The sequence below is a fragment of the Nonomuraea sp. NPDC003727 genome, from assembly GCF_053586935.1.
Genome location: NZ_JBSFNE010000014.1, coordinates 268,899 through 287,265, shown reverse-complemented (window position 1 = coordinate 287,265; position 18,367 = coordinate 268,899). Strand labels below are relative to the sequence as shown.

At 70.6% G+C, this 18,367-nt stretch carries 17 protein-coding genes; 11 read left to right on the top strand and 6 right to left on the bottom strand.

Annotated elements, in window-relative coordinates; genetic code table 11:
* The first annotated feature begins 545 nt into the window (after positions 1 to 545).
* On the top strand, positions 546 to 995 hold the full coding sequence (locus ACWDLG_RS33105; protein WP_449927735.1) for a hypothetical protein: 450 nt from the start codon (positions 546 to 548) through the stop codon (positions 993 to 995).
* 548 nt (positions 996 to 1,543) lie between these two features.
* Positions 1,544 to 2,344 carry a glycosyltransferase family 2 protein gene (locus ACWDLG_RS33100; protein WP_449927733.1) on the top strand — a complete coding sequence of 267 codons (801 nt, stop codon included), beginning with the start codon at positions 1,544 to 1,546 and terminating at the stop codon, positions 2,342 to 2,344.
* A 162-nt stretch (positions 2,345 to 2,506) separates the two neighbouring features.
* Here the strand turns inward: ACWDLG_RS33100 and ACWDLG_RS33095 are convergent, their stop codons facing one another.
* Positions 2,507 to 3,697 carry an MFS transporter gene (locus ACWDLG_RS33095; protein ID WP_449927731.1) on the bottom strand — a complete coding sequence of 397 codons (1,191 nt, stop codon included), beginning with the start codon at positions 3,695 to 3,697 and terminating at the stop codon, positions 2,507 to 2,509.
* Between the two features lie 224 nt (positions 3,698 to 3,921).
* Between ACWDLG_RS33095 and ACWDLG_RS33090 the strand changes: the two genes are divergently transcribed.
* Entirely contained in the window at positions 3,922 to 4,326 is a 405-nt protein-coding gene (locus ACWDLG_RS33090; RefSeq protein WP_354922510.1) for a nitroreductase family deazaflavin-dependent oxidoreductase, read from the top strand.
* A 183-nt stretch (positions 4,327 to 4,509) separates the two neighbouring features.
* On the opposite strand, the gene ACWDLG_RS33085 is transcribed toward ACWDLG_RS33090, so the two are convergent.
* Complete coding sequence (locus ACWDLG_RS33085) at positions 4,510 to 5,988, bottom strand: Nramp family divalent metal transporter (RefSeq protein WP_449927728.1); 1,479 nt, start codon at positions 5,986 to 5,988, stop codon at positions 4,510 to 4,512.
* Positions 5,989 to 6,056: 68 nt separating this feature from the next.
* Here ACWDLG_RS33085 and ACWDLG_RS33080 point away from each other — a divergent pair, with 68 nt between their 5' ends.
* Positions 6,057 to 6,437, top strand: a complete 381-nt coding sequence (locus ACWDLG_RS33080) for a PH domain-containing protein (RefSeq protein ID WP_354922518.1) — start codon at positions 6,057 to 6,059, stop codon at positions 6,435 to 6,437.
* Here ACWDLG_RS33080 and pgeF read toward each other — a convergent pair.
* Together pgeF and glgA are read right to left on the bottom strand one after the other, a co-directional pair.
* Positions 6,416 to 7,123 carry a peptidoglycan editing factor PgeF gene (gene pgeF / locus ACWDLG_RS33075; protein WP_449927726.1) on the bottom strand — a complete coding sequence of 236 codons (708 nt, stop codon included), beginning with the start codon at positions 7,121 to 7,123 and terminating at the stop codon, positions 6,416 to 6,418. The genes ACWDLG_RS33080 and pgeF overlap by 22 nt on opposite strands.
* A 253-nt stretch (positions 7,124 to 7,376) precedes the next feature.
* Positions 7,377 to 8,543: a glycogen synthase gene (gene glgA, locus ACWDLG_RS33070; protein WP_449927724.1), complete on the bottom strand. Its 1,167-nt coding sequence runs from the start codon at positions 8,541 to 8,543 to the stop codon at positions 7,377 to 7,379.
* A 294-nt stretch (positions 8,544 to 8,837) separates the two neighbouring features.
* Here glgA and ACWDLG_RS33065 point away from each other — a divergent pair, with 294 nt between their 5' ends.
* The 7 genes from ACWDLG_RS33065 to ACWDLG_RS33035 all read left to right on the top strand — a co-directional run bounded on the left by ACWDLG_RS33065 (position 8,838) and on the right by ACWDLG_RS33035 (position 16,273).
* Positions 8,838 to 9,260 (top strand): hypothetical protein, encoded by a 423-nt coding sequence (locus tag ACWDLG_RS33065; protein WP_449927722.1) that lies wholly within the window; start codon positions 8,838 to 8,840, stop codon positions 9,258 to 9,260.
* Positions 9,261 to 9,393: 133 nt separating this feature from the next.
* Positions 9,394 to 10,629, top strand: coding sequence for a glucose-1-phosphate adenylyltransferase (glgC, locus tag ACWDLG_RS33060; protein ID WP_449927720.1), 1,236 nt, complete (start codon positions 9,394 to 9,396; stop codon positions 10,627 to 10,629).
* 381 nt (positions 10,630 to 11,010) lie between these two features.
* Entirely contained in the window at positions 11,011 to 12,309 is a 1,299-nt protein-coding gene (locus ACWDLG_RS33055; RefSeq protein ID WP_449927718.1) for a lipopolysaccharide biosynthesis protein, read from the top strand.
* Between the two features lie 26 nt (positions 12,310 to 12,335).
* Positions 12,336 to 13,418, top strand: coding sequence for a GNAT family N-acetyltransferase (locus ACWDLG_RS33050; RefSeq protein ID WP_449927716.1), 1,083 nt, complete (start codon positions 12,336 to 12,338; stop codon positions 13,416 to 13,418).
* Positions 13,418 to 14,563, top strand: coding sequence for a DegT/DnrJ/EryC1/StrS family aminotransferase (locus ACWDLG_RS33045; protein ID WP_449927714.1), 1,146 nt, complete (start codon positions 13,418 to 13,420; stop codon positions 14,561 to 14,563). Before ACWDLG_RS33050 ends, ACWDLG_RS33045 begins: the two co-directional genes overlap by 1 nt.
* A gap of 186 nt (positions 14,564 to 14,749) precedes the next feature.
* Positions 14,750 to 15,202: a hypothetical protein gene (locus ACWDLG_RS33040; RefSeq protein WP_449927712.1), complete on the top strand. Its 453-nt coding sequence runs from the start codon at positions 14,750 to 14,752 to the stop codon at positions 15,200 to 15,202.
* Positions 15,203 to 15,313: 111 nt separating this feature from the next.
* Positions 15,314 to 16,273 (top strand): membrane-associated oxidoreductase, encoded by a 960-nt coding sequence (locus ACWDLG_RS33035; RefSeq protein WP_449927710.1) that lies wholly within the window; start codon positions 15,314 to 15,316, stop codon positions 16,271 to 16,273.
* Here ACWDLG_RS33035 and ACWDLG_RS33030 read toward each other — a convergent pair.
* Both ACWDLG_RS33030 and ACWDLG_RS33025 read right to left on the bottom strand, forming a co-directional pair.
* Positions 16,202 to 17,314, bottom strand: a complete 1,113-nt coding sequence (locus ACWDLG_RS33030) for a mechanosensitive ion channel family protein (RefSeq protein ID WP_449927708.1) — start codon at positions 17,312 to 17,314, stop codon at positions 16,202 to 16,204. The genes ACWDLG_RS33035 and ACWDLG_RS33030 overlap by 72 nt on opposite strands.
* 13 nt (positions 17,315 to 17,327) lie before the next feature.
* Positions 17,328 to 18,323: a ribonucleotide-diphosphate reductase subunit beta gene (locus ACWDLG_RS33025; protein ID WP_354922548.1), complete on the bottom strand. Its 996-nt coding sequence runs from the start codon at positions 18,321 to 18,323 to the stop codon at positions 17,328 to 17,330.
* Positions 18,324 to 18,367 lie beyond the last annotated feature (44 nt).

Sequence of the window (18,367 nt, the reverse complement as noted above, 5' to 3'; positions counted from 1 at the left end):
AGCCCGGCGGCAACGGCGGCAACAACAACAGCGGCAACATCAACGTCGGCAACAACTGAGCCACACCACCATGGCCCGCCATGTCACCGACACCCCCCGCCAGTTACCAACCCACACCCAAACATTAGAAACACCGCGAAACAGGCGGCCGACGCGACCACAAGCGCCGGCCGCCTTCGCGTGTGCGCGGGAAGCCGTCCCGGTCACCCAGGTGACAGGAGCCGGGCCTTCTCTCATCCGGCCGGCCGTTCCGTCGAGTGCCATGGCGCATGCCGGTACGGCCCGCTCATCCGCCGGTGCGTCTTGATGTAAAGATCAGCCCAAGCCGGAGACCCCTGCCCGGCGCCGCGCGGAGACTCCCTACGACGGCCGCCGGCACGGCCCCCAGGAGGGTCCACGTCGCCGTCCGCCGGCCGTCACGGACTCCTTCTCACGTCCTCCCGACCCGGGCCGATGTGACAGCGGGCTGCGTCGTGGCGGATTCGGGCCGCGAATTGTCGGTGACGCCGTCTACCATGAGCGGCCTCACGGAGGGATGTTCACAGATGCTCGACTCGCTGATCGTGCCGCTGCTGGTCACCACCGATCTGCCGCCGGAGGCGGATCTGGCCGAGTTCGGTGACCTGCTCACCGGCGCCGCGCGCACGCTTGATCGCGACGGGTCGAGCTATCCGGCGTTCCTGGCGGGCAAGGTGTTCTGGCTCGACCAGCCGGGCACGGCCGAGGCCGCCCAGGGCGATCTGAGGTTCGCGGCGTTGCTCGGCTTCCTGGCCGCCTCAGGCCCCGAGCACATGGCGAAAGACGTGGTGGCCGACGCGCGCAGAGCCATCAGCGCCGCCGTCGACGCCCGCTACGGCGATGTGGGAGCGGCGACCCCGGCGGTCATGGCCATCAGGGCGACCGACGTGCGCGAGCGCACCCCGTCACCGGCGCTGTTCGTCGAGACGTCTGACGCCCTGCCCGCACTGGTCGCCGTCGCCAAGCCCTACACCTGACCGACCTGCCTGTCCTCCTGCCGTCCTGCTGTCGCCTCTCGCGCCTGACACCTGACCGCATCCACCCGTCCGGGTCCTCCTGCTGTCGCCTCTCATACGTGACCGCACACCCGTCCGGGTCATCGTCGCCCCCGCCCGCCGCGCCCGCCCATGCGCCCGTCCGTGCCACACCGTCCCGTAGCGCCCGCCCATGCGCCCGTCCGTGGGCCGCCCGTGCGCACATCCGTGCCGCGTCGCCCCCGTCCGTGTCCGGTTCGGGGTTTCTCGTGGTACGGCAGGCCGTGCGCCGGGCCGTTCCGTCGCCCGCACCCGCTTCGTCCCTCACCCGCTTCGTCCTTTACCCGGGCCGTCCCTCACCCGGGCCGCGGCCCTCCTGGCCCGCCGACACCTGGCCGGCCCCGCTCGCCCGGACCACACGCCCCCACCTGAACCGGCGCCCTTCGCGTTCCGTGCACACACCTCCCGCAGGACTTTCTGAGGTGCTGCCTCAGCCGGACGCGGGGGCGTCGTTAGGGTGGTGATCGACCACTCTCTCGGGAGACACGGCATTGTTCACCTTCGTCATCCCCGCACACAACGAAGAGGCCACCGTCGCCACCATCGTCGGCCAGGCCCGCGCCGCCGCGAGACCGGGCGATCGGGTCCTGGTCGTCGACAGCGCCTCGACCGACGCCACGGCCGAGCGCGCGGCCGCGGCGGGGGCGGAGGTCCTGCGCGGGCCGAAGGGCAAGGGCGCCGCGATGAACGCCGCGATCGACGTGGCCGGCGCCGAATGGGTGTGCTTCCTCGACGCCGACCTGGTCTCCTCGGAGGTCAACATCGCCGCCGAACTCCGCGCGGCGGCGGCCTCCAGCACCGCGGGCCACGTGGTGGGCGACTACGAGTACGACCACCCGGGCACGATCCTGAGCTCCACCTTCACCATCTACGAGCCGCTGACCGACAGGTTCTTCCCCGAGACGGGGTTCATGGGGGCGAACGCGCTGACCGGCTACCGGGCGGTGCGCCGGTCGCTGCTCACCGATCCGCTTCCGCCGGACTTCGGGGTGGAGTCCTTCCTCAACATCACGCTCGCGCTGGCGGGGGCGCGGGCGGAGGTCCGGCATCTGGGTGTCATCGGGAGCCGGTTCCGTCCGACGGGCGGGTCGATGGCCCGCGAGATCGGTACGGCGATCCTCGACCTGGCGATGGCCCACGGCCGTCTGGACAGCGGTGAGCGCGGGGCGTGGGAGGCGTGGCTGGAGGAAGGCGTCGCGGCCATCGCGCCACAGGCGGCCGACGGCGGCCGGTCGGCCACGCTGTCCCGGCTGTTCGCCGCGGTCCGCCGGCCGATGCCGTCCACCCGATAGCGCCCCGCAGCCCAACCCTCCCTCCCACCGCCCCGCGGCGGGCACCCTCGCGGCCTCGAACCAGCGGGCGGCCGTGCCTGGCTGAGCCCGGCCCGGTGGCGAGGGCGTCGGGGCCCGCGTGGGGGTCGAAGGCGGGGAGGGTGAAGCCGAGGCGTGGCGTGCTCAGCTGATGTCCTCTCTGCTTTCCTGATGCCTCTCCCCCACGGGTCGCGGCCGGCCCGTCCTTCGCGACAGCACCCAGGCGGCCACCAGGTACGGCACGCTGAACAGCACGAAGATCCCGCTGTGGGGCAGGACGAGGGACGCCGCGGCGTACAGGCCGAGGGCCGCGATGACGCAGATGTCGGTCAGCAGGCCCGCCAGCGAGGTGACGGTGGCCCGGCTGGGCCCGGTGATGCGCCGTTGCAGCCTGGCGTCGGCCAGCACGTCGCCGAGCTGGAACATCGCGAAGGCGACGGCGATGGCGACGAATCCGGCGAGATGCCCGGACGCCGCACCCGCGGCCAGGGCGACGGCGCCGGTGGCGAGGAGGGCGGCCAGGCCGCGTGAGCGCAGACCGGCGGCCCGCCTGGCGAGCAGGCCGCCCGAGGTGGCGCCGAGCCACACCAGCAGCACCATCAGCGGAACGGTCTGCGCCGTCGCGCCGCTCTCCTGGGCCAGCAGCGGCACGTACTCCTCCAGCTCGCCCCACACGGCCGTGACCGCGGGAACCAGCAGCAGCGCGTGCCGTACCCGGGGGGAGCGGCGCGCCTCGGCCAGTCCTTCCTTGAGGGTGTCGAGGTAGCCGGTCGGGTCGTCGTCCTCCGGCTCGGCGCGGTGTTCGGGCAGGGTGGCGGCGATGGCGGCGCACAGCAGGCAGGCCAGGACGGTGGCCACTCCCACGCCCTGGTAGCCGGCGACCGCGAAGAGAGGACTGGCGGCGGCGGTGGCGAGCGCCGTGGCCACCAGGCTGATGGACCGGGCGCGGCCGGTGACCTCGGCATAGCGCTCGGCCGTACCGGTGTGGGCGAGGTTGTCGTGGACGAGCGCCTCGAACGCGCCCGACTCCAGGGCCTCGCGGGCGCCCCACAGCACGAAGCCGGCGGCGAAGGCCCAGTAGGAGGGCACGGCCGTCCACAGCGCGAAGCCGGCCGCGCCCAGCAGCGGGCCGGCGATCAGCAGCGCCTTGCGGGACAGCGTGTCGGCCAGCGCACCGGAGGGCACCTCGAGCACCAGCGCGGCCAGCACCCAGATGACCAGCAGGGAGGTGATCTCGGGGACGGTCAACCCGGTGTCGGTGAACAGCAGCGTGTAGACCGGGTAGAACAGGACGAAGTCACCGAGGAACGAGTAAACGTAGAGCTTTGGCAGCATGAGGTCTTTCCTGTCGGGGGCGGTGCGGACGTCGGGCGTGCTGCCGTGCCCGGGGGTCCGCGCTCACGCGCCCCGTGACCTCTGGTGCTGGATCAATGTCGCCAGGTCATGGTCGGATTCTAGCCAGAGCGGATCAGATGTGGGCGACATTTCCGACCTGGGGTCGGGAGGGAACGTCCGCAACCGTGGCTGTGTCATTACCGATTCTCGGGTAGGAGGGCCACATGCTCTACGGTAAGGAACACGTCCAGCGCTATCAGGAGACCGACGGCGCCGAGGGTCACGACTGGAACGGCACGACGACGCTGCTCCTGACGACGACCGGCCGTAGGTCCGGCAGGAAGCACACCACTCCGCTGATCTACCAGCCGTACGACGACAAGTTCCTGGTCGTCGCCTCCAAGGGGGGCGACCCGCGCCATCCCGAGTGGTACCTCAACCTGCAGGCCGATCCGGCGGTCGAGGTGCAGGTGAAGGACAGGAGGTTCAGGGCCCGCGCCCGTACGGCCGAGCCCGGCGAGAAGCCCGAGATGTGGGGGCTGATGACCAGGGCCTGGCCCGACTACGACGAGTACCAGACCAAGACCGACCGCCCGATCCCCGTGGTGGTCCTGGAGCCGATCAGCTGACGGGTCTCCTGAGCACCGCCCAGACGGTGGGACCGTCCCGGCAGATGGATCTCCCGGGTGACCTGGAACCCGTGCTTCTCGTAGCAGGGCACGATGCTCTCCTTGCTGCTCTACAGACAGGCCGCCCCGCCTTCGGCGTCGCACGTGCCTGGCGCGCGGCAGCGCGCTGCCCCCATGATCATCTCAGAACGTCACCAGTGGCTCTCCGAGGAAGTCGGCGACGAAGTTGACGAAGAAGAACCCGAAGAACAGGAAGTTCAGCACCAGCACCACGTAGTGCCACCAGTGCAGCCGCGCCGGGCGCGGCAGCCTGCTGTTGAGGTACATCAGCATGAACGGGTAGATCAGCGCGCCCAGGTTGGACATGTTGGCCGACCACTGCACCAGTTCGACGGGCACCGCAAGGTGCAGCACGATCGCGATGACCACCAGCAGCGCGCCCATGAACGGGTAGTAGAAGCGCCTGGGATCGCCCTCGATGAGGCCGCGCAGGCGCGGGCTGGTGGCGTGCGCGGCGTCGGTGGTGACGCGGACCATCGCCTCGAAGATGCCGAGCTGGGTGGAGAAGAGGATCAGCACGCCAATGATCAGCACGATGACGAACATCGGCCTGCCGTAGTCCTCGTAGAGGACGCTGGCCACGAACGTCGGCACATTGGCCGTGGTCGGCCGCTGGCCGGACAGCTGGACGGCGCGGGCCATCAGGATCGTGGGCAGCAGCATGCCCAGCATCGCGCCGATGAAGAAGACGCCCCACATGTCGACCATCAGCAGCCGATACCACCGCTTCCAGGTGGCGGCGTTCTCCACGTTGTCGGGGAAGGTCACGCCGGTCTCGAGCAGTTCGTTGCGGCCGCCGCGCAGGCCCGCGATGAAGCCGGTGCGGAAGCCCATGCCGTAGCCCTTGTCGCGGTAGTGGCCCATGACGTACCAGTTCAGGCCGGAGGCTAGGGCGGTGAAGCCGGCCAGGGCGCCGAGTTGGGTGGCGGTGATGCCGGAAGGCGGGGCGGCGGGTGTCACGAAGCCGCGGATGGCCTCCCACCACTGCGCGAAGGGAACCACGAGCAGGTCGATGAGCAGGAGCGTCACGAGGATCGCGCCGACCATCCCCCAGTTGGCCAGCTCCAGCGCCCTGCTGATGCGGCGCGCGGCGGCGGTGATGAGGAAGACCAGCACCAGCAGGGCGATGGCCCACAGTCGGGGCTCCTCGGCCCCGGCCGGGGGGACCGTCCCGTGGACCAGCGCGTAGACGCCCTGGCCCGCCGAAGCGGCCCAGCCACCCGCGATGAAGGCGAAGATGACCACGAAGACAGACAGGGGCACCCAGAGCCTGTAGCCGGGCGGGACCCTGCCCCATCCGACGACGGGGGCCTCTCCCGTCGCCATCACGTAGCGCGCGCACTCGACGTTGTAGAAGGTCTGCAGGACTGCGGAGACGGTGATGACCCAGCCGACGCCGACGAAACCGTACTGACCCACCGCCTGCGGTCCGAGCAGCCATTCGCCGCTGCCGATGGAGATGCCCAGAGCGATCAGGCTCGGGCCCACCGCGTACATGAACAATTCCTTGACCCCGATGTGCCGGACACCGAAGACCTCCTCCGGCTGGGGCAGGTCGGTGACGGCGAGATCAGGGCGGCTGACTCCGAGAGCTTGGGACATGTCCTCACCCCCCTCTCACTTCCAGAGTGATCTGCGACAAAGCCCGAGGCAAGCCGCATGCTGGGGGTATGGACGTCACTTACGACCGCCGGGAACAGCTCCAGCAGGTCCAGAGCGGACTGCTGCCCGGGGAGCAGATCATCGCCGTCTACGACGCCATCGGCACCGGAACGGGATTCCTCGGTCTCACCGACCGGCGCGTGATCGTGCAGGACAAGTCGTTCGTCGGCAAGCGACTCGCGATCACCAGCATCCCCTACTCACGGGTCTCCGCCGTCAGCGTCGTGAGCAACAAGTCGTTCGCCGGGTCGTTCTTCTCCTCGGGGGCGATCGCCATCCACGTCGGCACGCACACCTACGAGGTGGAGTTCCGCGGGGAGAACAAGGCCCAGCACGTGCACAACGTGATCATGCACTACATCTCCGGTCAGGGCGCCAGCCAGGCGTAGGCGGCGAAGCGGCCGGTCACGCGGTCGCGGCGGTAGGAGAACAGCTCGGGCGACTCGATCGTGCAGCGCTCGTCGTGCCGTACGTCCTGGACGCCCGCGGCCCGCAGCTGGGCGGCCACTCCCGCGCGGACGTCGAGCGCGGGCGTGCCGAGCCGGGTGGTGGAGCGCATCTCGGGCGGCGCGGACTCGCTCAGCTCGGACGAGACCTCGTAGCACCGGCCGCAGGCGGACGGCCCGGCCAGCGCGACCATCCTGCCCGGCTGCGCCCCGTGCCCCGCCATGGCCTCGACCAGCGCCGGGACCACGCCCTTGAACGTGCCCTCGCGGCCGGAGTGGGCCACGCCGACCAGGCGCGCGACCGGATCGGCCACGACCACGGGCACGCAGTCGGCCACCAGCACGGCCAGGCCGACGCCCGGCAGGTCGGTGAAGACCGCGTCGAGCGCGGGCGGCTCGGCGCCGAACGGCTCGCTCACGTAGGCCACCTCGGCGCTGTGGACCTGGCGCATGTAGACCACCCTGTCCGCGTCGAGCCCCAGCTCCGCGGCGGTGTCGCGGCGGTTGGCCAGCACGCTGCCGGGATCGTCGCCGACCGCGCCGCCGAGGTTCCTGCCGTCGTACGGCGGCGCGCTGGCGCCTCCCTTCCGGTCGGTGACGACAGCGTGCACTCCCTCGGCCAGCAGCACGGGCTCCCCTTCGATCGTCGGCTCCTGCAGCCTACGCCAGCCGCATCGCCACGGCCGCCGCCCAGAACCCCGGAAGGCCCGGCCCCAGCGCACCCGCCGACCGCCCCCGGTGGGCGGCCCCCGGCGGGCGGTGCGAAACCGGCGGGCGGTGCGGAGCCGGCGAGTGGCGCGGAGCCAGCGAGTGGCGCGAATCCGGCGAGTGGCGCGAATACGGCGGTCAGTGCGAAGCCGACGGGCGGTGCGGAGCCGACGGTCAGCTTGTCAGTGAGCGGTAGAGGTCCATGGTGCGCTCGGCGATGCGCTCCCACGAGAAGTGCTCGATCGCGCGCGTCCGGCCGGCCGCGCCCATCTCCCTGGCCCGGTCGGGGTCGCCGAGCAGCGCGTTGATCCGCTCGGCGAGGTCGGCGGCGAACTTCTCCGGATCGTCCGGCGTGCCGTCGGCCCCCTGCTCGATGGGCACCAGCAGCCCGGTCGAGCCGTCGGCCACCACCTCGGGGATGCCGCCGGTCGCGGTGGCGACGACGGCCGTCCGGCAGGCCATCGCCTCCAGGTTCACGATCCCCATCGGCTCGTACACCGAGGGGCACACGAACACCGTCGCGTGCGTGAGCAGCTGGATGACCTCCGGCTTGGGCAGCATCTCGGAGATCCAGAACACCCCGTCGCGCTCCAGCCCCTCGACCAGGCCGCGCACCTCGGCGGCGATCTCGGGGGTGTCGGGGGCGCCGGCGCACAGCACGAGCTGCGCCCCCGCGTCGAGGTCGCGGGCCGCGCGCAGCAGGTGGACCAGCCCCTTCTGCCGGGTGATCCTGCCGACGAAGACGACGTACGGCCGGCCCGGGTCGATGCCGTGCTTGCGCAGCACCTCGAGCCCGTGGTCCGGCGCGTACTCGACGGTGTCGATCCCGTTGTGGATCACGGTCACCCGGTCGGGGGCGATCTCGGGGTAGGCGGTCAGCACGTCGCGGCGCATGCCCTCCGACACCGCGACGATCGCGTCGGCCGAGGCGAGCGCGGTGCGCTCGGCCCACGAGGACAGCGTGTAGCCGCCGCCCAACTGCTCGGCCTTCCACGGCCTGAGCGGCTCGAGGCTGTGGGTGGTGACGACGTGCGGCGTGCCGTACAGCATCTTGGCCACATGCCCGGCGAAGTTGGCGTACCAGGTGTGGCTGTGCACCAGGTCGGCGCCCTCGCACGCGGCGGCCATCTCCAGATCGACGCCGAGGACCTGGAGGGCGGCGTTGGCGGTCTCCAGGCCACCGGGCACCCGGTAGGCCGAGACACCCGGCTCGTCCCTGGGGGCGCCGAAGCACCGGACCCGGACGTCGGCCAGGCGCCGAAGCTCCCTGGCGAGGTATTCGACATGCACTCCGGCACCGCCGTACACCTCGGGCGGGTATTCGCGACTCAGCAGATCCACGCGCACACTGCGACCCTAACGCACGCCGCCCTCCCGGCGACGTGGGAAAACACCCGGGTAAAAACGTTGATGAGATGTTCTTGGTGTACTTTCCTTCGCCGGCATGTGCACCATGCTGTCGAGGAGCCGGAAAAGGACCTTCCCGTTTTCCCGCCCCACCGCTCCTCGCCGTGCCCCTGCCCCAGCGAATTCGCACGTCACCCACCTGCCGGCGCCGGCCGAATGAATTGTCCCGCACCATGGATCCCGCGGCCTTTCCGAAATGTCCGCGGCGGCAATGGAAGGAGGACGAGAATGCACGGAAGGCAACGTGCGCTCCTCATCGGAATGGCGCTGGCCGCGCAACTGGCCGGGCAACTGGCCGGACAACTGGTCACGGCCCCGGCCGCGAGCGCCGGGGTCGCGGCGATCCCGGCGGCCGGTCCGGCACCGGGCGCCGGGATCCTCGCGCGGACTCCGCCGCGGACCGACCGGCAGAAGCAGCTGTACAAGAAGGGTTACGACAAGGGCATCTACCGCGGACGGCTGGACTGCGAGCAGAGCAAGCCCTTCCACATCGATCCCACCGGGGTGAAGTGGTACGACCAGGGCTACCGGCACGGCTACTCCAAGGGCTTCACCACCTGCGAGCGTCCGATGACGCCGAAGCTGACGCCCACGCCGAGGCCACCCATCAGCCCGCCCGTCAGCCCACCGACCAGCCCGCGGCCGTCGTAGCGACGGCTCCGCGCGGCCTTCCAGGGCGGCGAACGTGTCCCCATGGTCGCGATCATGGCGGTCCGCGACTCGCCGCCCGGATGACAGGCATGTGGACCTGCGTGGACTGCCCGTTTCGGGGTAGCGTCCAGCCATGACGTCGCCCAGGGTTCTCGCAGTCGTTCTCGCCGGTGGAGAAGGCAAGCGGTTGATGCCGCTGACAGCGGACCGCGCCAAACCCGCGGTGCCGTTCGGCGGGATCTACCGGCTGATCGACTTCGTGCTGTCGAACCTCGCCAACGGCCACTACCTCCAGATCGTGGTCCTGACGCAGTACAAGAACCACAGCCTCGACCGCCACGTCTCGCGGACCTGGCGCCTGTCGGCCATGCTGGGCAACTACGTCACGCCCGTCCCCGCGCAGCAGCGGCTGGGTCCGCGCTGGTTCTCCGGCTCGGCCGACGCGCTGTTCCAGAACCTCAACCTGATCTACGACGAGATGCCCGAGCACGTGATCGTGTTCGGCGCCGACCACATCTACCGGATGGACCCGCGGCAGATGGTGGCCCAGCACGTCGACTCGGGCGCCGACGTGACGGTGGCGGCGATCAGGCAGCCGCTGTCGCTGGCCGACCAGTTCGGCGTCATCGAGACCGATCCGTCCGGCCGCAGGATCGTCGCGTTCAGGGAGAAGCCGAAGGACGCGGTGGGCCTGCCCGACTACCCGCACGAGATCTACGCCTCGATGGGCAACTACGTCTTCAAGACGCAGGCCATGATCGACGCGCTGCGCGAGGACGCGCTCGACCCGACCAGCAAGCACGACCTGGGCGGCAACATCATCCCGATGATGGTCAAGTCGGGTGGCGCCGACGTCTACGACTTCGCCAACAACCTCGTGCCCGGCTCGACCGAGCGCGACCGGGGCTACTGGCGTGACGTGGGGACGCTCGACGCCTACTACGAGGCGCACATGGACCTGATCTCCGCGCACCCGGTCTTCAACCTGTACAACGACCGGTGGCCGATCTTCACCGGGCACGATCCGCTGCCGCCCGCCAAGTTCGTCCACAACGAGGGCGACCGGGTGGGCCGCGCCATCGACTCGCTGGTCTCCCCCGGGGTGATCATCTCGGGCGGCGCCGCGCAGCGCTCGATCCTGTCGCCGCGCGTGGTCCTGCACTCGCACTCCCGCGTGGAGGACTCGGTGCTGATGGACAACGTCAAGGTCGGCAGGGGCGCCATCGTCCGCAAGGCGATCATCGACAAGAACGTCGTCATCCCCGACGGCGCCAGGATCGGCTTCGACCTCGACTACGACCGCACCCGCTTCGCCGTCACCAGGGGCGGCGTCGTGGTGATCGGCAAGAACGAGATCGTGGATCGCTAGCCGGAGCGCGAGAAGGTCGCCCGCATGGGGGACGGCCCGGTGGTCTCTCCCGCGCGAAGGCCGCCGGACGCGGTGGACGGTGGTGCGCCACGCTTCGGCGCCGGTCTCCCGCGCGCGAAGGCCGCCGAGGGCCGCGCTAGAGGGCCCGCCGATGCCGCCGAGGGCTACTGAGGGCCGCCGAGGGTCACTGAGGAGGGTCGCTGAGGGTCCGCCGATGGCCGCCGAGACGGGCCGGCCCGCATAACGAGTGGCGCAAGACGTGCCGGGTCACTCCGGCCATCGGACATCATGGTCAGTGTGACAAGTGAGGCACCTGACGCGGACGACCGGTTGAAAGTTTCCGGAAAGACCGCCGCAAGCGGCAAGGCCGACGATGACGCCATGCCAACCCCAGGCGCCACACCCACTCTGGCCGACCGGCTGCGCCGGGATCTGCGGAACCCCCTGTTCCTCCAGGCCTACGCGCTCATGATCAACACCGGGATCACCGCCGTGCTCGGGCTCGGCTACTGGTTCCTGGCCACGAAACTCTACTCGCCCGCCGCCTTCGGCGAGGGACAGACGATGATCAGCGCGATGCGCCTGTTCTCCTCGCTGACCGGACTGGCGTTCGTGGGGGCGATGGCGCGGTTCATCCCCGTGGCGGGCCGCCGCACCTCGGAGTTCGTGCAGCGCGGCTACGCCGTGGCGGGCGCGACAGGTGTGGTGGCGGCGCTGGGCTTCCTGCTGACGCTCCCACTGTGGGGCCCGGCCTACGCGAGCCTCGGCGGGCTCGGTCCCGGGCTGTTCTTCCTGGCCTCCGTGCTGGTCTGGACGATCTTCACGCTCCAGGACGTGACGCTGGCGGGCCTGCGCAAGGCGATCTGGGTGCCGGCCAACAGCCTGGCCTTCGGGCTGGTGAAGATGGCGATGCTGGCCGGTCTGGCCTTCGCCCTGCCCGAGGGCGGCCTGTTCGGCGGCATCTTCCTGTCGTGGATCATCCCGACCGCGATGGCGCTGATCCCGATCAACTGGTTCATCTTCAGGTACGCCATCCCCCGCCACGTCAGGGAGAACGCCGGCGACCCGCCCCGGCTCCGCGAGATCGGCAGGTTCCTGGCCGGAGACTTCCCCGGCGCGCTGTCGCTGCTGCTGACCCTCTACCTGGTTCCGGTCCTGGTGGCCGCCTGGCTCAACAACGCCACGGTGTTCGGCTACTTCTCGGTCACCCACACGCTGGGCTGCATGATCGGCCTGCTGGCCGCCAACATGGCGGTCTCGCTCACCGTCGAGGGCGCGTTCAAGGCCGAGGAGTTGGCCCGCAGCGTCCGCAACGCGCTGCGCCGTACCGTGGTGATCATCGTGCCGATCGTGGCGATCGCGGCGCTGGGCGCGCCGCTGATCCTGTCGGTCTTCAGCGCCGAGATGGCCGAGGCCGCCGCGCCGCTGCTGCGGCTGATGGCGCTGTCGGTGCTGCCGGGCATGCTGATCGAGATCCACCTCAGCACGCTCAGGGCCATGAGCCAGGCCAGACGGCTGGCGATCGTGCAGATCGGGCTCGCGGGGCTGATGCTGGGCCTGATCGGCGTCCTCTTCCCCGTCGCGGGGATCACCGGCGTTGGTTGTGCGGTGCTCGCCGCCAATGCCGTCGTCGCGCTGGCGGTGGTGCCGCATCTGCGCAGAGTTGCCGCAGTTTCCTAACAAGGATGGGTATGTTCCAGCTTGATATGAAACGCTCTACCTTCTCGGTCATCCGCCCGGCTGAGCTCGGTGAGAGCGAACTGACCGCCTGGCGTGGGATGCAGGCGGCCCAACCGCATCTGGCCAACCCCTTCCTGAGCCCCGAGTTCACGATCGCGATGGGTGAGGTGAGCAAGGCGGCGCGGGTCGGCGTCATCAGCGACGGCGAGGGCATCGCCGGATTCCTGCCGTTCGAGGTCGGCGCGGGCGGCGTGGGCGCCGCGATCGGCTCGTGGGTGTCGCTGTGCCAGGGCGTCATCCACCGGCCCGGCGCCGACTTCGCCGCCGACACGCTGCTGAAGGGGCTGGGCCTGCACGTCTGGGAGTTCGGCTGCCTGGTGGAGCGTCAGCCGTGGTTCCACCCCTACGAGACCCTCTCGCAGCAGAGCGTCGTGCTCGACCTGTCGGACGGCTACGCCGCCTACGCGGCCGGGCTGGCCAAGCGCTCGTCGAAGTTCTACAAGAGCACCCTGTACAAGGAGCGCAAGCTCGGCAGGGACTTCGGGGAGGTCACCTTCGACTTCGCCGCGCGCGGCGCCGACGACTTCCGCGTGCTGCGCGAGTGGAAGTCGGCGCAGTACCGGCGCATGGGGCGCGCCGACAGGTTCGGGCAGTCCTGGGTGGTGGAGCTGACCGAGCGGCTGCACGCCATCGACTCGCCCACCTTCGCGGGCCCGCTGTCGATGATGTACGTCGACGGCCGTCCGGTCGCCGGGCATTTCGGGCTGCGCTCCGACACGGTGCTCATCGGCTGGTTCCCGGCCTACGACCCCGAGTTCGCCAAGTACTCCCCCGGCCTCATCCAGCATCTGCACATGGCCGAGGCCGCCGCCGAGATCGGCATCCGCTCCCTCGACCTGGGCATCGGCACCAACTCCGAGTACAAGGACGCGCTGCGCAGCACGGGCGCCCCCGTGGGCGAGGGGGTGGTGCGCCGCCGCACGATGGGCGCCGCGCTGCACCGCATGCGCCACGAGCCCGTCCGCCGGGTGCGCCGGCTGATCCTGGAGTCCCCCCGGATCTACGGCGCCGTCGACAAGGTGCTGCGCGCGTACGGCAGGCGCCGGTGATGCGCGACAGGGCCGGCCAGGACTGCATCCACGTGCCGTCGGGCCGGTTCGCCCTCTACCTGGCGCTGCGCCACTGGTTCAAGCCCGGCGACACGGTGCTGCTCGCGCCTACCAACTGCGAGATCGTGCTGTTCATGGCGCTGGCGGCCGGCCTGACGCCGGTGCTGGCGCCGGTCTCCTGGCGCGACGGCAACATCGACGTGCCCGCCGTCGACTGGACGGGCGTGTCGGGCGTGCTCACCACCCACCTGTACGGCCAGCCCGACCGGATCGCCGAACTGCGACAGGCCTGCGCGCACCACGGCGTCACGATCATCGACGACGCCGCCCACGCCATGCTGACCACGGTCGACGGGCGGCTGGCCGGCACGTTCGGGGCGGCGGGCGTCTACAGCCTGGCCAAGCACGGCCGCGCGATGTCCGGCGCCTATCTGACCTGCGCCGATCCGGCGGACCTGCGGACGCTGGCGCAGGCGAGGGACGACCTGCTCGTGCCGGGACGCCAGCTGGCCGCCGTCCTGCGGCCGGTGATCAGGGAGACGATCTACCGCACCGGGCTGGTGCGCCCGATCTGGCACGCGCTCAAGCGCCTGGGCCTGATGACCTGGACGGGGCACCGCCTGCCGTCCAGGGAGCCGGAGCTACGGGCGGCGCTGGCCGCGCGCGGGACGGGCGCGGCCGCCGACGCCGCGCTGCTGTCCGCCCTCGACTACTGGCTGTCGATCGACCAGGCGGACTGGCGGATGCGCCACGGTCCGCTCGTGCGCCGCTACCAGGACTCCAGGTTCCGGGTGATCGACCGCGAGCGGGAGGCGCGCCTGGCGGGCGTCCGGCTGCTGCGCGACACGCCCTGGGCCGCCGAGGGGGTGCGCCACGCCGAGCCCCAGCCGCTGCTGCGGGTCCCGCTCGTGGTCGAGGACAGGGACGCCGTCGTCGCCCGGCTCGAACAGCAGGGTGTGGTGCCCGGGTTCATCTACGACCCGCCGCTCCACGACTATCTCGACCTGGTGCCGGCCGGGCCGAACCCGGAGGCCGCGCGCTGGTGGACGAGCCATGTGCTGCCCGTCGACCCGCTGCGCGCGCGCCGGATCGCGGGGCTGCTGGCCGAGCTGGAGGTCCGGCCCGCCGTACCGCCGCCCATGTGACCCCGGGCGTGGCTGGCGTGGGTCCATGCCCGGGGCGAATGGCGTTCACATCCATCCGGGGGGCGCCATTCCCGCCGGTCAGACCTGAGAAAGAAAAAGCCTGTCGGCTTGGACCGTTTTCTTTCTCGCGAACACCACAAAGGTAAATGGCAATTCGCGTGTCCGCCACAGAATAAAATCTGGTCCGTGCGCAGATTATCCGCCGCCGAACGCCGCCTGTGGCGGGCCTTTCCCACGGGGGCGTGGGTGGACCTGCGCACGGGCGACAGGGAACTCGACGACCCGGCGCAGGCCGATCGCTGGGGCCGCGAGCGCGAGGTGCGGGCCGAGGTGATCGCCGCGCTGCTGCTCGGCGCGGTCGAGCGCACCCCCGGCCGGGTGGCGGGGGTACGGCTGGCGGGCGCCAGGGTGGTCGGCGCCCTCGACCTGTCCGGCGCGACCATCGACGCCACCCTCTACCTGCTCAACTGCCACCTGGCCGAGCCCGTCGACCTGTCCGACGCCACCGCCAGAGGTGTCCGGCTGCGCGGCTGCGAGCTGGCCAGGGTCAAGGGTTCGCGGATGAAGGTGGACGGCCTGTTCGAGCTGGACGGCTCGACGGTGCACGCGGGCGTGCGCCTGGACAACGCGCGGGTGTAGGGCCAGTGCCGCCTGTCCAGGACGACGATCACCGCGCCGCTGCCGCGCACCTCGACCTCGGAGTCGGCCCACGGCGACGTCCGCGAGCCCGAGGGCGGCGTCACTGACACGATGCACGAGTGGGCGCTGTGGGCGGGCGGCCTGTCGGTCGGCGGCGGCACCTTCCTGCGCGGGCTGCGCGCCCACGGCGACCTGCGGCTGATCGGCGGTACCTTCCCCGGCGGCCTCTACCTGGAGGGCGCGCACGTCGGCGCGGTCAACGCCGACTTCATGACCGCGGGCACCGCCGAGCTCAGCGCCGGCTTCCGGGCGGACGGCACGATCAGGATGCGCGGCGCACGCGTCGACGGGGTGCTGTCCTTCCACCATGCAGAGCTTCGTGCGGAGGGCCGGGCGCTGCACCTCAGCCACATGCAGGCGGACGAGGTGATCATGCGGCCCGACGTGATCGAGGGCGAGGTCAACTTCGGCTACTCGCGCTTCGGGGTGCTGCTGGACTCCCCCGACGCCTATCCGGGCGCGGTGCGGCTCAACGGCCTGACCTACGAGTCGCTGCGCGGTCCCTGGTCCCTGGCCGAACGGCTCGGCTGGCTGGGCCACGACCCCGGCGGGTACCGGCCGCAGCCGTACGAGCAGCTGGCCTCGTGGTACCGGCGCATCGGGCACGAGCCGGAGGCGCGGCGGGTGCTGCTGGCCAAGCAACGGCGGCGGCGCGGCACCCTGCGGCCGGCGGGCAAGGTGTGGGGGCGGCTGCTCGACGTCATGGTGGGCTACGGCTACCGCTCGTGGCTGGCGGGTCTGTGGGCGGCGATCCTGCTGACCGCGGGGACGGTCATCTTCACCCGCGTTCCGCCGGTCCAGGTCGACCCTGACCAGGTGCGCACGTTCAACGCGTTCGTCTACTCGCTCGACCTGCTGGTGCCGGTGAGTGTGTTCGAGGTGCGCGGCGCGTACGAGCCGGCCGGGTGGACGGCCTGGGTGGCGTGGACGCTGGTGGTCTCAGGCTGGGTGCTGGCCACCGCGCTGATCGCGGGCGCCACGCGGGTCCTTCGGCCAGCCTCCGGGGCCTGAGTCGGCGAAGGCGCCGTAGGAGGAGCTCTCCACCCGGAAGCGGGGCAGCGCGTGCGGGTGGTGGGCCTTCAGGTAGGCCACGAGGTGCTCGCGGGCGTCGGCCTTCAGGTCCCAGACCGAGGCCGAGTCGGCCGCGCTCATCAGTGCCCGCAGCTCCACCAGGCCGTTGGGCAGGATGTCGGTGACCTGGAGGGTCCAGTCCTTCTGGTCCCACAGCGGGTGGTCCTTGATGAAGCGGTGCAGTTCCTCGCGCAGCTCCGGTACGGGCACCGACCAGTCGACGCGGAAGTAGACGTGGCCGATGACCCTGCTGCCGTGCCTGGTCCAGTTCTCGAACGGGTTCTGGGTGAAGTAGGAGACGGGGAAGACCAGACGCCGCTCGTCCCACGAGCGGACCACGACGTAGGTGAGCGTGAGCTCCTCGATCCTGCCCCACTCGCCGTTGACCACCACCACGTCGTCGAGCCGCAGCGCGTCGCTGAAGACGAGCTGCAGCCCGGCGAGCATGTTGCCGATCGTGGACTGCGCCGCGATGCCGACGATCGCGCCGGCGATGCCGGCCGAGGCGAGCAGTCCGGCGCCGAGCGCGCGCACCTCGGGGAAGGTGAACAGCGCGGCGCCGAAGGAGATCACGATGATCACCGCCGCGGCGGCCCTGCGGACCAGCGCGATCTGCGTTCTGGCCCGCCTGGCTCTGCGGTTGTTCTCCTCGACCTGTTCGAGCCGGTCGAGGACGACGTCGGTGACCGCGTAGGCGGCCTGGATGAGCAGCCAGGTGAACGCGGCGATGGTGAGGATGCCGGTGAGACGCTCGACGATGGGCAGCGCCGCGCTGCCGACCATGCTGGGCACGAACGCGGTGTTGAAGGCCACCACCGACGCCACGGCGAACGCCGGCCAGGTGCACCTGCGCACCAGATGCCCGACGAAGTCCCAGGTACGGGCGGCTCTCAGGAGGAGCCTGCGAACCAGCTCGACACAGACGACCGCTCCGAGGACGGATGCGATCAGGATGAGCCAGTTCACCGGCGCCACGATCATGCCCCCTAATGTCTCAGAATGTCTCGTCGAAGGTCACATTGCCCTCGACCGCGACCTGGTATGCCGACACCCTGCGCTCGAAGAAGTTCGCCAGCTCCTGCACGTCCTGCAGCTCCATGAACGCGAAGGGGTTGGCGGTTCCGTACCTGACGGGCAGGCCGAGACGGCGCAGCCGCTGATCGGCCACGTACTCAAGGTACTCGCGCATCTGCTCGACGGTCATTCCCGACATGCCATCGCCGCACAGGTCACGGGCGAAGGCCAGCTCGGCCGCCACCGCCTCCTCGATCATCCTGGTGACCTGCTCGCCGAGCTTGTCGTCGAACAGGTCGGGCTCCTCGGCGCGCACGGTGTCGACGACGCTGAAGGCGAACTCCATGTGCATCGACTCGTCACGGAAGACCCAGTTGGTGCCGGTGGCCAGGCCGCCGAGCAGGCCGCGGGAGCGGAACCAGTAGACGTAGGCGAAGGCGCCGTAGAAGAACAGGCCCTCGATGCAGGCGGCGAAGCAGATCAGGTTGAGCAGGAAGGCCCGGCGGTCCGCCCTGGTCTCCAGCCGCCGCAGGTCGGCCAGGGAGTCGATCCAGCGGAAGCAGAACTCGGCCTTGTCGCGGATGGAGGGGATGTTGTCGACGGCGGCGAAGGCCTTGACGCGCTCGTCCGGGTCGGGCAGATAGGTGTCGAGCAGCGTCAGGTAGAACTGCACGTGCACCGCCTCCTCGAACAGCTGCCTGGACAGGTACAGGCGGGCCTCGGGGGCGTTGACGTGCTGGTAGAGGTTGAGCACGAGGTTGTTGGCGACGATCGAGTCGCCGGTGGCGAAGAAGGCGACCAGCCGGTTGATGAGATGGCGTTCCTGGGGCGTCATCCTGGCCAGGTCGGCCAGGTCGCTGTGCAGGTCCACCTCCTCGACCGTCCAGGTGTTGCGGATGGCCGCCCGGTAGCGCTCGTAGAAGTCGGGGTAGCGCATCGGGCGCAGCGTCAGGTCCATGCCGGGGTCGAGCAGCACGTGGTTCTCCTTGCGGTGGGTCGTCGTCGGCGCGGCGGGCGAGG

Bases quoted from the DNA above. Each gene is read 5' to 3' on its own strand.
- ACWDLG_RS33105 (WP_449927735.1), top strand. From the start codon at position 546: ATGCTCGACTCGCTGATCGTGCCGCTGCTGGTCACCACCGATCTGCCG.
- ACWDLG_RS33095 (WP_449927731.1), bottom strand. From the start codon at position 3,697: ATGCTGCCAAAGCTCTACGTTTACTCGTTCCTCGGTGACTTCGTCCTG.
- ACWDLG_RS33090 (WP_354922510.1), top strand. From the start codon at position 3,922: ATGCTCTACGGTAAGGAACACGTCCAGCGCTATCAGGAGACCGACGGC.
- ACWDLG_RS33085 (WP_449927728.1), bottom strand. From the start codon at position 5,988: ATGTCCCAAGCTCTCGGAGTCAGCCGCCCTGATCTCGCCGTCACCGAC.
- ACWDLG_RS33080 (WP_354922518.1), top strand. From the start codon at position 6,057: ATGGACGTCACTTACGACCGCCGGGAACAGCTCCAGCAGGTCCAGAGC.
- ACWDLG_RS33065 (WP_449927722.1), top strand. From the start codon at position 8,838: ATGCACGGAAGGCAACGTGCGCTCCTCATCGGAATGGCGCTGGCCGCG.
- glgC (WP_449927720.1), top strand. From the start codon at position 9,394: ATGACGTCGCCCAGGGTTCTCGCAGTCGTTCTCGCCGGTGGAGAAGGC.
- ACWDLG_RS33055 (WP_449927718.1), top strand. From the start codon at position 11,011: ATGCCAACCCCAGGCGCCACACCCACTCTGGCCGACCGGCTGCGCCGG.
- ACWDLG_RS33050 (WP_449927716.1), top strand. From the start codon at position 12,336: ATGAAACGCTCTACCTTCTCGGTCATCCGCCCGGCTGAGCTCGGTGAG.
- ACWDLG_RS33045 (WP_449927714.1), top strand. From the start codon at position 13,418: ATGCGCGACAGGGCCGGCCAGGACTGCATCCACGTGCCGTCGGGCCGG.
- ACWDLG_RS33035 (WP_449927710.1), top strand. From the start codon at position 15,314: ATGCACGAGTGGGCGCTGTGGGCGGGCGGCCTGTCGGTCGGCGGCGGC.
- ACWDLG_RS33030 (WP_449927708.1), bottom strand. From the start codon at position 17,314: ATGATCGTGGCGCCGGTGAACTGGCTCATCCTGATCGCATCCGTCCTC.